General features: G+C 62.4%; 12 protein-coding genes. 6 read left to right on the forward strand and 6 right to left on the reverse strand.

Annotation, left to right across the window (positions count from 1 at the left end; translation table 11 throughout):
• Positions 1-115: 115 nt before the first annotated feature.
• Complete coding sequence (locus JAB1_RS12320; RefSeq protein WP_034781230.1) at positions 116-2,026, forward strand: ATP-binding protein; 1,911 nt, start codon at positions 116-118, stop codon at positions 2,024-2,026.
• Positions 2,019-3,362 carry a sigma-54 dependent transcriptional regulator gene (locus tag JAB1_RS12325; RefSeq protein ID WP_034781227.1) on the forward strand — a complete coding sequence of 448 codons (1,344 nt, stop codon included), beginning with the start codon at positions 2,019-2,021 and terminating at the stop codon, positions 3,360-3,362. Before JAB1_RS12320 ends, JAB1_RS12325 begins: the two co-directional genes overlap by 8 nt.
• Here JAB1_RS12325 and JAB1_RS12330 read toward each other — a convergent pair whose 3' ends face one another.
• Both JAB1_RS12330 and JAB1_RS12335 read right to left on the reverse strand, forming a co-directional pair.
• Complete coding sequence (locus JAB1_RS12330) at positions 3,363-4,100, reverse strand: metallophosphoesterase family protein (protein ID WP_070280123.1); 738 nt, start codon at positions 4,098-4,100, stop codon at positions 3,363-3,365.
• Positions 4,097-4,663: a GNAT family N-acetyltransferase gene (locus JAB1_RS12335; RefSeq protein ID WP_070280185.1), complete on the reverse strand. Its 567-nt coding sequence runs from the start codon at positions 4,661-4,663 to the stop codon at positions 4,097-4,099. Before JAB1_RS12335 ends, JAB1_RS12330 begins: the two co-directional genes overlap by 4 nt.
• A gap of 177 nt (positions 4,664-4,840) precedes the next feature.
• Between JAB1_RS12335 and JAB1_RS12340 the strand changes: the two genes are divergently transcribed.
• The gene (locus JAB1_RS12340; RefSeq protein ID WP_081345816.1) at positions 4,841-5,689 is read left to right on the forward strand and encodes a MipA/OmpV family protein; all 849 of its coding nucleotides are present in this window, start codon (positions 4,841-4,843) and stop codon (positions 5,687-5,689) included.
• Positions 5,690-5,695: 6 nt separating this feature from the next.
• Here the strand turns inward: JAB1_RS12340 and JAB1_RS12345 are convergent, their stop codons facing one another.
• Entirely contained in the window at positions 5,696-6,205 is a 510-nt protein-coding gene (locus JAB1_RS12345) for a GNAT family N-acetyltransferase (protein WP_070280124.1), read from the reverse strand.
• A gap of 254 nt (positions 6,206-6,459) precedes the next feature.
• Between JAB1_RS12345 and JAB1_RS12350 the strand changes: the two genes are divergently transcribed.
• The 3 genes from JAB1_RS12350 to JAB1_RS12360 all read left to right on the forward strand — a co-directional run bounded on the left by JAB1_RS12350 (position 6,460) and on the right by JAB1_RS12360 (position 11,532).
• Entirely contained in the window at positions 6,460-7,377 is a 918-nt protein-coding gene (locus JAB1_RS12350; protein WP_070280125.1) for an ABC transporter ATP-binding protein, read from the forward strand.
• Between the two features lie 10 nt (positions 7,378-7,387).
• Positions 7,388-10,969 (forward strand): M1 family aminopeptidase, encoded by a 3,582-nt coding sequence (locus JAB1_RS12355; RefSeq protein WP_070280126.1) that lies wholly within the window; start codon positions 7,388-7,390, stop codon positions 10,967-10,969.
• 134 nt (positions 10,970-11,103) lie between these two features.
• Positions 11,104-11,532, forward strand: coding sequence for a hypothetical protein (locus JAB1_RS12360; RefSeq protein ID WP_070280127.1), 429 nt, complete (start codon positions 11,104-11,106; stop codon positions 11,530-11,532).
• Between the two features lie 6 nt (positions 11,533-11,538).
• Here JAB1_RS12360 and JAB1_RS12365 read toward each other — a convergent pair whose 3' ends face one another.
• From JAB1_RS12365 to JAB1_RS12375, 3 genes are read right to left on the reverse strand one after another with little or no spacing between them, the layout of a single operon-like run.
• Positions 11,539-12,762 carry an MFS transporter gene (locus tag JAB1_RS12365; protein WP_070280128.1) on the reverse strand — a complete coding sequence of 408 codons (1,224 nt, stop codon included), beginning with the start codon at positions 12,760-12,762 and terminating at the stop codon, positions 11,539-11,541.
• Between the two features lie 19 nt (positions 12,763-12,781).
• On the reverse strand, positions 12,782-13,540 hold the full coding sequence (locus JAB1_RS29560; protein ID WP_070280129.1) for a nucleotidyltransferase domain-containing protein: 759 nt from the start codon (positions 13,538-13,540) through the stop codon (positions 12,782-12,784).
• Positions 13,537-14,622 carry a DUF455 family protein gene (locus tag JAB1_RS12375; RefSeq protein WP_070280130.1) on the reverse strand — a complete coding sequence of 362 codons (1,086 nt, stop codon included), beginning with the start codon at positions 14,620-14,622 and terminating at the stop codon, positions 13,537-13,539. The genes JAB1_RS29560 and JAB1_RS12375 overlap by 4 nt, the downstream gene beginning before the upstream one ends.
• Positions 14,623-14,692: the final 70 nt, after the last annotated feature.

The following is a 14,692-nucleotide window of genomic DNA, read 5'->3' on the forward strand; positions in this document are numbered from 1 at the left end:
CGAGCTGTCCGTGACATAGAAGTGTGAGCCGCCGGATGCATATCCGGCGGCTTTTTCTTTTTACGCAATATTTAAATGCGATACTGTGGGTTCTTGCAAGTTGGCAGCTGATTTTATGAATAGCAGTACTACGAAACCCTCCCTTTCCTGGCGCCAGCGCCTGTCGCAACGGTCGGGCCGCGAAACGCTGGCCTGGGGCGTGGTGCTGGCCGCCTGTCTCGCCACCGTCTGGCTCGTGTATTTCTGGACCGAACGCATCGCCATCGGCAAGCTGCAGGCCAGCGGTGCGCAACGCCTGGAAGTCTATGTCAGCAGCCTGGAAAATGCGCTGGAGAAATACGACTTCCTGCCCAAGACCCTGGAGCTGAACCGCGACGTGATTCGCCTGCTGCAGCACCCGGAAGACCCGGTGCTGGTCGATACGGTCAACCACTACCTCGAGCAGATGAATGACCAGGCGAAATCCTCGACCATTTTCATCAGCAACCTCGACGGCAACACGCGGGCCGCCAGCAACTGGCAGCAGCCCGACAGCTTTATTGGCGACAATATCTCGTTCCGCCCCTACGCCCAGGACGCGTTGCGCGGCACGCCGGGCCGCTTCTATGGCGTGGGCACGACGCGGCTGGAACCCGGTTACTTCTTTGCCCACGGCATCTACCAGAATGGCCACATGCTGGGCCTGGCAACGGTGAAGGTGAACCTGGAAAACCTGGAAAAACGCTGGGTGCAAGGCGCCGACAAGGTCATGCTGGCCGACGAGCATGGCGTGATCTTCCTCAGCTCCATGGCGGACTGGAAGTACAAGACCTTGGCGCCGCTGTCGCCCGCGATCGTCGAGGAACTCAACCGCACGCGCCAGTATTATTCGAAGCAGCTCGCAGCGATCCCCTTCGTTTCCGACCGCCAGCTGGGCAATGGGGCGCGCGTGATCAGCGTGCGCGAACAGGAACATGCCGACACGCCACCGAAGATCAGTTCCAGCGTCATGACGCAGATCAAGCTCAAATCCCCGCAAGGCTGGACTTTTATTTATTTGTCCGACCTGGCGCAAGCGAAGGCCAGCGCGCGCGCGGCGGCCGCCTTCTCTTGCGTGCTGCTGGGCTTTTTCATGCTGCTGTTCTTTTACCTGCGCCAGCGCCGCGCGGCCGTGGCACAAAAACTGCGCGCCCGCGAAGATCTGCAGCATGCCTATGACAACCTGGAAGCCATGGTCGAGGAACGCACCTCGGAACTCAATGCCATGACGCAAAGTCTGAGCCAGGAAATCGAGGTGCGCAGCAAGGCCGAGCAAAAGCTGCACATCACGCAAAACGAACTGTTTCAAGCAGGTAAGATGGCGGTACTGGGACAAATGTCGGCCAGCATCACGCATGAACTCAACCAGCCACTGACGGCGCTGCGCACCATGTCCGACAATGCCGTCATCCTGCTGGAACGGGGACGGCTCGACGACGCGCGGCGCAATCTGGCGAAGATTTCGCAAATTGCGGCCAGGATGGGGACCATTACGGGCCAATTGAAGATTTTTGCGCGCAAGTCGACCACCAGCCTGACCTCCGTCTCGATCCCCACGGCGATCAGCAACGCCCTGTTCCTCGTAGAACGCCGGCTGCAGGTGGAAAATGTGCGTTTCACCCTGCAACTGCCGCCCGAAGACATTTTCGCCATGTGCGAAAGCAACCGCCTGGAGCAGGTGCTGGTGAACCTGTATGCCAATGCGCTCGACGCCATGAATGGCAGCGACGTGCGCAGCCTGCGCGTGGCCGTGGAATGCACGCCCGAGCACGTGCTGATCCACGTGGCCGACACGGGGCCCGGCTTGTCCACGGAAGTGTGCGAACACCTGTTCGAACCGTTCTTCACGACCAAGCCGCAAGGCTTGGGACTGGGCCTGGGACTGGCCATTTCCGAACAGATCACGCGCCAGTTCGGCGGCGTGCTGCGCGCCGAGAACGCCCCCGGCGGCGGCGCCATCTTCACCATCGAACTACAGATTGCAACGCAGGAGGAAAAACATGTTTGACGGCTTGAAGGTCTTGCTGGTCGAGGACGACCCCACCGTACGCGAGGGCAGCGAGCAGGCACTGCAGCTGGCCGGCCTGGACGTGCTGGCGTTTCACTCGGCCGAGCTGGCCTATAAACTGCTGACGCCGGATTTTCCCGGCATCGTGGTCAGCGACGTGCGCCTGCCCGGCATGAGCGGCCTGGAATTGCTGCAAGCGGTCAAGACACTCGATGCCAACCTGCCCGTGATCCTCGTCACGGGCCACGGCGACATCACGATGGCCGTGCACGCCATGCGCACGGGCGCCTACGATTTCATCGAAAAGCCGTATTCGTCCGAGCAACTGGTCGACGTCATCCTGCGCGCGCTGGAAACGCGGCGCCTGACCCTGGAAGTGCACAGCTTGCGCCGGCAACTGGAAGACGGCGGCGGCATCGAATCGCGGTTACTGGGTAATTCCGTGGCGATGCGCGACATACGGCGCCTGATCCTCGACGTTGCAGACGAACCGGCCGACGTACTGATCTATGGCGACACGGGCACAGGCAAGGAAATGGTAGCCCGCTGCCTGCACGACTTCAGCCACCGCCGCAAGCACAACTTCGTCGCCGTGAACTGCGGCGCGATTCCGGAAAGCATATTTGAAAGCGAAGTCTTCGGCCACGAACCGGGCGCGTTTACGGGCGCGGCCAAGCGGCAGGTGGGCAAGATCGAGCACGCGGATCAAGGCACTTTTTTCCTCGACGAAATCGAAAGCCTGCCCCTGTCCCTGCAAGTCAAATTGCTGCGCGTACTGCAGGAACGCTATATCGAGCGCCTGGGCTCGAACGTGCCCACTCCCGTCGACGTGCGCGTCATCGCGGCAGCCAAACTGGACCTGGAAGACTTGTCGCAGCAACAGAAATTCCGCAGCGACCTGTACTACCGCCTGAATCTGATCGTGCTGCATCTGCCGCCGCTGCGCGAGCGGCGCGAGGATATTCCCATCCTGTTCGAGCACTTCGTGCTGGCCGCCGCCGCCCGCTACAACCGCGCCGCGCCCGTCGTCTCCAGCGCGCAGATGCGCAACCTGATGGCGCATTCCTGGCCCGGCAATGTGCGCGAGTTGCGCAATATCGCCGACCGCTTCGTGCTGGGCATCGCCGGTGGCGCCTCGAGCCTGCTGGCGGCCGGACTGGCCAGTCCCCTGTCGCTGGCGGAACAGGTCAACGGCTTCGAACGCGCGCTGATCGAACAGGAACTGCGCGCATATTCCGGCAACGTCAGCGAAGTGAGCACAGTGCTCGGCTTGCCGAAACAGACTTTGTATCACAAGATGCAGAAGTACAACCTGGTGGCGGAAGAGTTCCGCTAATCAGCCGACCCGGCCCGTGCGCAAGGGCGTGACCCAGTCGGGCCGCCCGTTCGCCAGCGCCAGCCGGGCCGCCTTTTCCCAGTCATATGCCACGGCATGCAACTGCGCCGTCCAGGCACCATCGCTTCCCTGTTCGGCGATGGCATAGCGGGCATGCGGCGTGCCGTTTTCCATCACGTGCGGATAACCATGGTCGTCGTCGTAGGCTTGCAAGCCCACGCTGCCCGGATTGACGATCAGCCGCCCATCGGACAGGCGCACCAGGCGCGGCATGTGTGTATGGCCGCACAGGATCAAGGCCGCGTCCGTCATACCGGCCCGTTCGGCCACCTCCTCCGGCGTGGCCGCGCGGCTGCCTTGCGGCGTGACGCTGTCGAGAAAATACACGAGGTCGCTGCTGGGCGTGCCATGCACGAGCAGCACGTCCTGCCGCAGGCGCACGGTGGCGGGCAGCGCCGCGATCCAGTCCAGCTGCTGCGGCAGCAGTTGCGCGCGCGCATAGGCGTCCGAGACGCCCATGCGGGCCGGATCGCCCAGCAACTGGCGCTCGTGGTTGCCGCGGATGGTGGGCAAGTCGAGCGCCATCAGACGCGCCGCCGTGGCGCGCGGCTGCAAATGGCCCGAAACGATATCGCCAAGGTTGACAGTCACGTCCACGCCACGCCGGGCGATGTCGTCCAGCACGGCTTCAAGCGCATCCAGGTTGCCGTGGATATCGGAAATAGCGGCGATTCTCATGTTACCTCCCTCTGCAACCATTCTGCACGTGTCAGACGATACAGGCAATGCGTGCGCAATGCATGTCCTGCCGGTAAGGCCGGATGCTCGAAAGTGGCGGCCTCGCGGCGCATGCCCAGACGTGCCATCAGCGCGCTCGAGCGCACGTTGGGCAGCGCCGTAAACGCGACGATTTCCGGCAGCTGCAAGCGCTCGTAACCTGCCTGCAGGGCGGCCTGCGCCGCTTCCTGCGCGTAACCTTGTCCCCAGTAATCGAACGCCAGGCGCCAGCCGATTTCCACGCACGGCGAACATGGCAGTTGCGCAGCGGGAATATGCAAGCCCGTCATGCCGATGAAGGCATCGTTTTCTCGCAAGGCAACGGCCCATAAGCCCCAGCCCCGCTCGTCGATCAAGCCGCTACAGCGCCGTGCCATGGCGTCGCTGGCGTCGCGCGACAGGGCCGTCGGGAAATATGCCATCACGCGGGGATCCGCATTCAGGGCCGCGAACGGCGCCAAGTCGCTGTCGCGCCATTGCCGCAACACCAGTCGCGGCGTCATCAGTTCAATAATCTCCTGCATCGTTTCCATCCCTTCCTTACCAGTCGTTACAGTGGATTTACCGGCGGTAGGACAAGTCCGACGGCCACTTGCGACGTGCGGCTACGTAATTTAAAAGTAACAATTGCTACCATTTCCTCATTGCACTGTTGCCCAAAGCGTCGCAACAGTTTTCACTTTATCTTGAGGAGTAGCCCCATGTCTGCCATGTCCGTGTCCACCCGCCTGTCCCCACCACGCCCGCACCACCTCGCCTTGCGCGGCGCCATGATGCTGGGCATGCTGGGCATTGCCACGGCCGCCGCCACGGCGCGGGCCGAACCGTCGCCCACCCTGGACCGTGTCAGTATTTCGGTGGGAGCGTTCTCCGCCGATCCGCGCATTAATGTCGGCGCCGACACGCAGTTTGGCCGCATCGACGCGCCCGAATCGAATCCCAGCCGCACCACCATTCCCCGCATCAAGGCCGAATTGCTGATCGGCGATCATCATGCCCTGGCATTCGACTACTACCGCTACGACAAATCCTACACGCCAACGCTGACCGGCCAGACCACCATCAATGGCCAGCCGGTTTCCGGCACCGCCACGGCGGACGCCGACCTGAAGCTGGACCTGGCCAAGATGTCCTACCGCTGGTGGCTGGGCAGCGGCAACGACACCTTCGGCATCGGCCTGGGCGCCGCCTACTACAATGCCAACCTGAACGGCACGGCCACCGGCGTCGTCAATGGTGAGACGGCCACGGCGCGCGATTCCATCGGCGAGCACGCGTTCGCGCCGCTGCTGGAAGTAGGCTGGCGCCACGCCTTCACGCCGGACTTGCGCATGTATGCGGAAGCGTCGGGCATCAAGAAAAATGGCGGGCGCATCAATGGCCACATCTACGGCGGCAATATCGGCGTGGAATGGTTTCCGTTCAAGAACATTGGCTTCGTGGCCGATTACGGCATCTCGAAAATCAAGCTGCACCGCGACAGCGAACGCGATGCCGACTTGAACGTGCGCCTGACGGGGCCGTCGGCGTATGTGAAAGTACGCTTCTAAACGAGTTCAAGCCGCCGGTTTCAGCAAAGTCAGCTGGAACTGCGGCAAGTCCGGATCGTCCCACGCCTCGACGCTGGCAAACGGCAGGCGCGCAAACGCCTGCCGCCAGAACGCACAGGCAGCGGCATCGTCGCGAAACGTCGCCACCAGCCACGTCTGCGCGCTGTCCAGCAGCACGCGCCGCACCACTTCCAGCGCCACGCCCCGGCGCCGGTATTTCTTCAGGATGAAAAAGTCGCTGAACTCCTGCACGGCCAGCTCGCCCGCCATGCCGGGCTCCGTGATGAAAAAACCGGCCAGTTCGCCATCGACCTCGATCCAGCTGGCCGTGTGGCCGGCGCCATGCACATACGATGCCAGCCCCGCATCGCACACCTCATAGCGGCCGTCGGCCAGCAGCGCCTCGCCGCTCCAGGCGGAATTGTCATAACAGTAGAGCTGGAACAGCCGCGCCAATGCGCCCTCTTCGCCCGGGGCAATGGCGCGCAATGCGATGACCTTGTTTATTGCATGCATGAAGAACTTTCCCGCACGATGGCGTTGATCCAGTCCGCGATCTTATCACCGTCACTCATCCCCGCTCTCCGGCATTTCATGCCTGCATTTCCTCCCTTGGTCGCAAAACCATTTTTTTCCTTTCAGTTGCATATACATTATTGTTTTTAAGTAACATCCGCCATCGCGGCTGATAAAAACAAGGGTGATCCCCTTCCACAGGCCGGCAGGCACGCATCTGCCGGCTTTTAGACCCATGTCCTGGAGAGTGCTGCATGCTAAAGATCAAACAGCTGAACAAAACATATGCGAATGGCGTCAAGGCCATCAACAATGTCAGCCTGGAAATTCCCAATGGAATGTTCGGCTTGCTGGGGCCGAATGGCGCAGGCAAGTCTTCGCTGATGCGTACCATTGCGACATTGCAAGATCCCGATAGCGGCAGCATCCATTTCGACGGTGTCGATGTGTTGCAGGACAAGGCCGGCTTGCGCCGCCAGCTCGGCTATTTGCCACAGGATTTCGGCGTGTATCCGAAGGTCAGTGCGGAAACCCTGCTCAACCACTTTGCCGTCTTGAAAGGCTTGACGGAGAAGGGGCCGCGCAAGGAAGCCGTGGAAGCCTTGTTGCAGCAAACCAATCTGTGGGAAGCGCGCAAGCGCAACCTGGGCACGTATTCGGGCGGCATGCGCCAGCGCTTCGGCATCGCCCAGGCACTGCTGGGCGCGCCGCGCCTGGTGATCGTCGATGAGCCCACTGCCGGCCTGGACCCGGACGAGCGCAACCGCTTCCTGAACCTGCTGGCAAAGATCGGCGAGCAGGTGGTGGTGATCCTGTCGACGCACATCGTCGACGACGTGACGGACCTGTGCCCGCGCATGGCCATGATCGTCAAGGGTCAAGTGCTGGTGCAGGGCGAGCCGCAGGCGGCCATCGACACCTTGCACAACAAGGTGTGGCGCCGCAGCGTCAGCATGGAAGAACTGGCGCAGTACCAGCAGTCGCACAATGTGCTGTCGACGCGCCTGGTGGGCGGCAAACCGCAAATCAATGTGTATGCCGACAGCCAGCCCGACAGCGGCTTCGTGCAGATCGCTCCGGACCTGGAAGACGTGTACTTCCTGCATGTGCGCAACGCGGCCCGCGACGGCGCTGCCGTTCCCGCTGAGGCACCATCCGCCGTCGCGGCGTAAGGAGCACACCATGTGGAAGGAATTTTTCAAGTTTGACCTCAGCTATCAGCTGAAACAGCCGCTGCTGTGGGTATTTGCCGCCGTCATGGCCTTGATGGCCTTTGGCGCCAGCAGCAGCGATTCGATCCAGATCGGCGGCGCCATCGGCAATATCAACCGCAATGCGCCCACCGTGGTGGCGCAGATGCTGGGGATCTTCAGCCTGCTGGCGATGTTTCTCGTCACCGTCTTCATCGCCGGCGCCGTGTTGCGCGACAGCGAAGTCGGCATGGCCGACATGCTGTTCGCCACGCCCATGCGCAAGTGGGATTACCTGTTCGGCCGCTTCGGCGCCGGCTTCGGCGCCTGCCTGGTGATCTTTGTCGCCATCGCCCTGGCCACCATGCTGGGGCCCCTCATGCCATGGGTCGATCCCCAGCGCGTGGGCGCGTTCTCGCTGCACACTTATGCGTGGAGCTTCGCCGTCCTGGTCATCCCCAACCTGCTCTTCATCGGCGCCCTGCTGATGCTGCTGGCCGCCACCACGCGTTCGATGATGCTCGTCTACGTGGGCGTGCTGGGATTCTTCGTGCTGTGGGCCGTGGCCGGCGCCTTTACCCGCGACATCAACAACGAATGGCTTGCCGTCCTGCTCGACCCGTTCGGCGTGCGCGCCTTTGGCCGCATGACGCGCTATTTCACGTCCGCCGAATCGAACGCGGGCCTGCCGCCGTTTTCCGGTTTCCTGCTGGCCAACCGCTTGCTGTGGCTGGGCATCACGGCGCTGCTATTCCTCGCCACCGTCGTGCTGTTCAAGCCGCAGCGCACGGGGACGGGAAAACGCCTGTTCGGCAAGGCCAAGGCCGTGGCCGCCGCACCGGCCGTCACGGCGCCGCTGCACCTGCCGCGCAGCACTCCCGCATTTACTGCCGCGACAGCCTGGCGCCAGTGGTGGCACATCCTGCGCTTCGACGCCGCCGGCGTCTTCAGGAGCCTGCCCTTCCTCGTCATGCTGCTGTTCGGCATGATCAACCTGATCGCGGCCGCCAATGTCGACAAGAACATGTATGGCACGGCCGTGTATCCGATGACGCATTTGCTGTTGCAGCAAATCAGCAACAGCTTCAGCTTCCTCCTGATCATCATCGTCACCTTCTATGCAGGCGAGCTGATCTTCAAGGAACGGCAAGCCAGGATCGCCGACGTCGGCGACGCCTTGCCCGTGCCCGACTGGGTGCCCCTGCTGGCCAAATGCACGGCTTTAATCGGCGTCATCGCCGGCTACCTGCTGGCGGGCGTCCTCACGGCCATCGGCTTCCAGCTCGTCAAGGGCGGCGCGCCCGTGGAACTGGGACTGTACCTGCAAGGCACCTTGCTGGGCGCGCTCTTCTTCGTGCTGATGGGCTTGTGCGCCCTGACCCTCCAAGTGCTGTCGAACAACAAGTTCATCGGCTACCTGCTGGTGATCCTGCTGATGGTGGCGCAAGCCGTGCAGGGCATGCTGCACTTCGAACACAAGCTGTACAACTTCGCCGCCACGCCGTCCATCAAATATTCAGACATGAACGGCTATGGCCACTTCCTGACGGGCTGGGCCTGGTTTGCGCTGTACTGGAGCCTGTTTACCGTGGCCCTCGTCATGCTGGCGCAAGCGTTCTGGGTGCGCGGCCTGTCCAACGGCTGGCGGGCACGCGTGCGCCTGGCAGGCCAGCGATTGCAGGGCCGTACGGGTGCCGCGCTGGCAGCGGTGCTGCTGTGCTGGATAGGCACGGGCAGCTGGATCTTCTACAACACGAATGTGCTGAACCGGTACGAGACATCGAACATCGGCATGGACAAGCAGGCGCGCTACGAAAAATTGTACAAGCGGTACCAGCACTTGCCGCAGCCGAAGATCACGGAAGTCCAGGCCAACGTGGATATTTATCCTGAGCAACGCCAGGTGCTGATCAAGGGCCACTACGTGCTGCAAAACAAGACGGCGCAAGCGCTCGACACCCTGCGCATCCAGCTCGACCCCGAGCTGAAAACGGCATGGCTGAACTTGCCCGCGCACAAGGTCGAACTGGACGACAAGGAACTCGGCTTCAGCATCCTCAAGCTGGCCCAGCCCCTGGCACCGGGCGCCACGCTGCCGCTGGACTTCACGGTGGCCGTCACGCACCAGGGTTTCACCAACAGCGGCGCGCCGGACCAGCTCAACCTGAACGGCAGCTTCTTCAACAACCAGGCCTTTTTCCCCCACTTCGGCTATGCCAAGGAAATGGAATTGCTGGACCGCAATGAACGCCGCAAGCGTGGCCTGGGCGAGCCGCAGCGCATGGCCAAGCTGGAAGACTCTTCCGCGTATGACAACACGGTGCTGGGCGGCGATGCCGACTGGATCCATTTCGACACGACGGTGTCCACCAGCGGCGAGCAGATAGCCCTGGCGCCCGGCTATCTGCAAGGCAGTTGGGAAAAGGATGGCCGCCGCTACTACCGCTACAAGATGGACCAGCCGATGCTGCCCTTCTTTGCCTACCTGTCGGCGCGCTGGGAAGTCAAAAAAGGCGAGTGGCACGGCTTGCCGATCGAAATCTATGTCGACAAGAAACACGGCTACAACACGGATCGCATGATCACTTCCGTGCAAAAGTCGCTCGACTATTACACGACCCAATTCACGCCCTACCAGCACAAGCAGGTACGCATCCTGGAATTCCCCGGCTACCAGAGCTTTGCACAGTCGTTTGCCAATACGATTCCGTATTCGGAAGGCATCGGCTTCATCGCCGACCTGCGCGACAAGGATGACATCGACTATGTGTTCTACGTCACGGCGCATGAAATGGCGCACCAGTGGTGGGGCCACCAGGTGATCGGCGCAAACGTGCAAGGCGCCAGCATGCTGATGGAATCGCTGTCGCAATACTCGGCCCTGATGGTGATGGAAAAGGAATACGGCCGCGACAAGATGCGCCGCTTCCTGCGCTATGAACTGGACCGCTACCTGAGCGGACGCGGCGGCGAAGCCATCGAGGAATTGCCGCTGGCGCGCGTGGAAGGACAGCAATACATCCACTACAACAAGGGCAGCCTGGTGTTCTACCGCCTGCGCGACGAGCTCGGCGAAGAGGCGCTGAACCGTGCCCTGAAACGCTATCTGCAGGACAAGGGCTACCAGCAGGCGCCGTTCACCACCTCGTCGGAATTGCTGGCGTACATCCGCGCCGAAGCGCCGCAGGACAAGCAAGCCCTGATCACGGACCTGTTCGAAAAGATCGTCTTCTACGACAACCGCGTCACGCAAGCGACGGCCGTCAAGCGCCCGGATGGCCAGTGGGATGTCACCATGCAGTTGCACCTGGCCAAACTGGAGTCCGACGGCAAGGGCAAGGAAAGCGCGCGCGCCTATGACGAGCCGGTGGAAATCGCCATCTTCGCGCGCGCGCCGGGCGCCAAGGAGAAAGATGAAAAAGTCGTGTTCACCGACAAGCGCATGTTGTCCGGCAGCGACCCGGTGATCACCATCACGGTGAAGGAAAAACCGTTTGAGGTGGGTGTCGATCCGTACAACAAGATGATCGACCGGGTCTCGCGCGATAACCGCAAGGAAGTCAGTTTCAATTAGGCTTGCGTCAACGTGCTTGACGCAACGCAAACCGGCCGCGCCTTCGACCAGTGCGCGGCCGGTTTTTGTGCCTGGCGTAAGATGGCAAGCATCGCCAGCAACCGCGCTGGTGTCCACTTCAAGGGGAAAACCGCATGCCGCATCGTCCACTGCCCATCCGCGCCAGCCTGTTGCTGGCGGCACTCGTCTTTGCCACGCCCGCCTGGAGCGCCGATCCCATCCACAAGGAAAGCGTGACGTTGACGGCGAACCAGGCCACGCATACGGTCAAGGGCAAGATCAAGGGCTATGCCACGGCCGAATACACGGTGTCAGGCAAGGCGGGACAGACCTTCAGCGTCAAGCTGAAAACCAATCAGCCATCGAACTACTTCAACCTCCGCCAGCAAGGCCAGGATGAAGCCCTGTTCATCGGCTCGACCAGCGGCAACACTTACCAGGCGGCACTGCCGGCCGATGGCGAGTACACGGTGCAGGTGTATTTGATGCGCAATGCGGCGCGCAGGAATGCGGTGGCGAATTACAGCCTGGAAATGAGCATCAAAGAAGCCGCAGCCCATTGATGCGCATCATGCCGGCTTGCTGCCAGCCGAGTATTTGCTGGCGGCAATCGCCAGGCAGGCGGCCAGCAACAGGATGGCGGCCAGGACAAATGCCGCACCGCTGTCGTGGCTGGCAGGATCAACGGCGACCAGCATGGCGAACAGGGCCGGCGTCGCCAGCCCCGCCAGGCTGCCGGCACTCTTGACGGCGCCCTGCAGCCAGCCCTGCTGCCGCGCCGATACGGCACTGGTCAGCAGACCCTGCAGTGCCGGGTTGGCCATCTCTCCCACGCCGAGCAGGAAAATGGCCAGGTACGCCCCCGCCGACTGGCGCGACAGGGCAAGGCACAGGAAGCCGGCACAGCAGCCGGCATACGCCAGCATGGCCGTGCGCCGCGGGCCGTATCGTGTCATCAGAAACGGTGCACATTTCATCTGCGCCACGCCGCCCCAGCCTGCCAGCACGGCAAGCATCAAGCCTACCTGGGTGGAGTCCCAGCCATACCGCTGTTGCGTGTAAAACACGAACGCCACGGAAATCGACCAGTGCGCGCTGGCCACCAGCAGATACGCGAGGGTCAGGAAACGCAGTTCGGGACGTCTGGCCAGCTCGAACACGGCACCGAATGGATTGCTCATGCGCCAGCTGACGGGAACGCGCTTGTCCGGCGGCAAAGACTCGGGCAAGACCAGCACGCCATACAGGAGATTGCCGAGCGACAGCCAGCCGGCAAGGTAGAAGGGCAAACGCACATCGATATTGCCCAGCCAGCCGCCCAGGGCCGGCCCCGCCACCAGTCCCATGCTGTACGCCGCGCCCATCGAGGCAAACGCGCGGGTGCGCGCGGCGCCTTCGGAACAGTCCGCAATAAATGCATAGGCGATGCCAAAGCTGGAGGCGGTGATGCCGCACAAGATACGCCCCAGCACCAATTGGCCCAGCGTTTCAGTATCCGCCAGGCAGAAGAAATACACGGCCACGCCCAGGTTCGACAATAACAGCAGCGGGCGCCGGCCAAAGCGGTCCGACAATGCTCCCAGCAGTGGCAAGGCAAACATTTGCGACAGCGAAAACAGCATCCCCAGATAACCGAGCCATAACACGGGCTGGGCGGGACTGTCCCTCAATTGCAGCAGCAGGCGCGGCAAGACGGGGGCCACCAGTCCCGCGCACAGCACGTCGATCAGGACGGTCATGAAGACCAGCGGAAAACCGAACAGCTGTACCGGCCGGCCTTGCACCGTGCGCATCAACACAGTGCCAGCCGTCTCAGGCGGCAAGCGCTGGCGTGTCACTCTTCCATTCCGCGGGCGCATGCAAGGCATACCCGTCGAGCAAGGGTCCGCCATACGGCTGCAGCGCATGCGCGACCAGGCCGCCAAACGCCTGCTTGCCGGCGGGTGGGTCGAGCAGGATCGCGCGCATGGCGGCATGCAGGTCATCCGCAATCGACGGGCTATGGGCCCTGAGCCGGCGCGCCAGATGCTTGCCGACGCCGCTCCACGCGCCCCCGGCACGCAGCACGAAATTGGCCAGCACGTCATACAGCTTGGTGGCGATCGCCAGTGTTTCCTCGGCTACCGTGCTGTCAACGAGGTCTTCCAGCAAGGTCGTGATTTCATAGCGCCGGCTGGCCAGGGCATCGGGCGTCAGCGCTGGCGGGCCTTCATCGTAAATGGCTTGCGCCAGCTGGTACAAGGCGGCGGACGCGCTCGTCTGCGGCAAGAGATTTCTGCCCTCGATGACCATCATCGCCATCGGGATCCGGCCACCGGGACGGTCCATCTTGCGGCAAAAGTAATCGAAGGAGCGCAAGTCATGGCCATACAATTCCACCGTCTGCTGGCCCAGCTTGAGCGTCTCGCGCCAGGCATGCGGCACGTTCTCGAACAGGATCAGAAGATCGATATCCGAGGTTGCCGTTCCCTGGCCGCGCGCGATGGAACCGCCGATGATCGCCGCCTGGGCATGCGGATAGCCGGGCAGGATGTGTTGTTCCACCAACTGGCGGGCTGCGTCGAAATTCATTCCATCATCCCCTGCAAATCAGGTAACTCCACCGCTTGCGAACGGCCCCGCTGGCGCTCGATTTCCGTCGCGCTGAAACCGACATACTGGCGCGCGGCGGCATTGAAAAACCGCCCGCCGATCACGCTCACCTTGGACGACTCTTCCAGCGTGCGCAAACGCTGCACGGCCTGCGCACCGAGCAGGGTATGAAAACTGGCCAGGCCATTCTTCACGTGGTTGACCTCGTCGATATAAATGCATTCATGCAGCAGGGAAATATCAGCGCGCCCGATGGCACGGTACAGCTCCGCATAGTACAGGTCGGCGCCCAGCGAAAAGCCTTCGCCGATCACTTGCTCGAGGCCGATGCAGTCTGCCGCATTCTGCGCCGCCCGGCAACTTTTCCAGATGCCCAGGGATACCGGCGTTTCGCCGATGCGGCCCCCCTCATTCGCCAATGCGCCCAGCAGCAGCTGCGCGTGGCGGAATTCTTCAGCGCACTGCAAGGTCAGCGATTCAGCCACGGCGCCCGGCAACTCCGGGAATCGCAGCACCAGCATGGCGCACACTTCGCCGGCGCATACTTCCACATTGAAAATCTGCTGGTGCAATTTCCTGCGCGGATAATCACGGTCCAGCTCATAGCGCACGTAGTCGACGATCTCCAGCTGCTCGGGGCGCCCGGGCAGCTCGGGACAATCCCACTGCGCCGGCAGCACCTGGCCTTCGAGGCGCTGGCAGCCGCTCTGCATGGCAGGCAGTAACCACAGGACCTTCTGTGCCGCCAGCTCGCTCTTGGCCCACAAGCCGAGCGAGGCGAGCGCCTGCATGCTGTGCCGGAGGGCGGCGAAATGCGCGTCGATGTGCACGCCCTCATCCCCGCCATGCGGGGCGCCGGACGCTTCGCCCAGGGCAAAACTCTGGCAGCAATCCTGTACCGTCGACAGTGCCTGCTGCGCCGCATGCAAGGTCATGGACCACGCGATCTTGCCAGCCACCTCGCGTTCCGTAATCAACGCGTGCGCCGAGGCGTTCCGGATGGCCGCGAGGGCGTGGGCGGCGGCAGCCAGGTGTGCCGTGTGTTCTTTGATGACGGACATATCATTCCCAACGGTAGCTAATGGAGTATCAACAGCATCTGAACAACCGTGGCGCGCGGCAATGCGAAGG

Origin of the sequence: Janthinobacterium sp. MP5059B (assembly GCF_001758645.1) — a bacterium.
Classification (GTDB): domain Bacteria; phylum Pseudomonadota; class Gammaproteobacteria; order Burkholderiales; family Burkholderiaceae_D; genus Janthinobacterium; species Janthinobacterium lividum.

Bases quoted from the DNA above. Each gene is read 5' to 3' on its own strand.
- JAB1_RS12360 (WP_070280127.1), top strand. From the start codon at position 11,104: ATGCCGCATCGTCCACTGCCCATCCGCGCCAGCCTGTTGCTGGCGGCA.
- JAB1_RS12355 (WP_070280126.1), top strand. From the start codon at position 7,388: ATGTGGAAGGAATTTTTCAAGTTTGACCTCAGCTATCAGCTGAAACAG.
- JAB1_RS12325 (WP_034781227.1), top strand. From the start codon at position 2,019: ATGTTTGACGGCTTGAAGGTCTTGCTGGTCGAGGACGACCCCACCGTA.
- JAB1_RS12335 (WP_070280185.1), bottom strand. From the start codon at position 4,663: ATGCAGGAGATTATTGAACTGATGACGCCGCGACTGGTGTTGCGGCAA.
- JAB1_RS12345 (WP_070280124.1), bottom strand. From the start codon at position 6,205: ATGCATGCAATAAACAAGGTCATCGCATTGCGCGCCATTGCCCCGGGC.
- JAB1_RS12320 (WP_034781230.1), top strand. From the start codon at position 116: ATGAATAGCAGTACTACGAAACCCTCCCTTTCCTGGCGCCAGCGCCTG.
- JAB1_RS12340 (WP_081345816.1), top strand. From the start codon at position 4,841: ATGTCTGCCATGTCCGTGTCCACCCGCCTGTCCCCACCACGCCCGCAC.
- JAB1_RS12330 (WP_070280123.1), bottom strand. From the start codon at position 4,100: ATGAGAATCGCCGCTATTTCCGATATCCACGGCAACCTGGATGCGCTT.
- JAB1_RS29560 (WP_070280129.1), bottom strand. From the start codon at position 13,540: ATGAATTTCGACGCAGCCCGCCAGTTGGTGGAACAACACATCCTGCCC.
- JAB1_RS12375 (WP_070280130.1), bottom strand. From the start codon at position 14,622: ATGTCCGTCATCAAAGAACACACGGCACACCTGGCTGCCGCCGCCCAC.
- JAB1_RS12350 (WP_070280125.1), top strand. From the start codon at position 6,460: ATGCTAAAGATCAAACAGCTGAACAAAACATATGCGAATGGCGTCAAG.
- JAB1_RS12365 (WP_070280128.1), bottom strand. From the start codon at position 12,762: ATGCGCACGGTGCAAGGCCGGCCGGTACAGCTGTTCGGTTTTCCGCTG.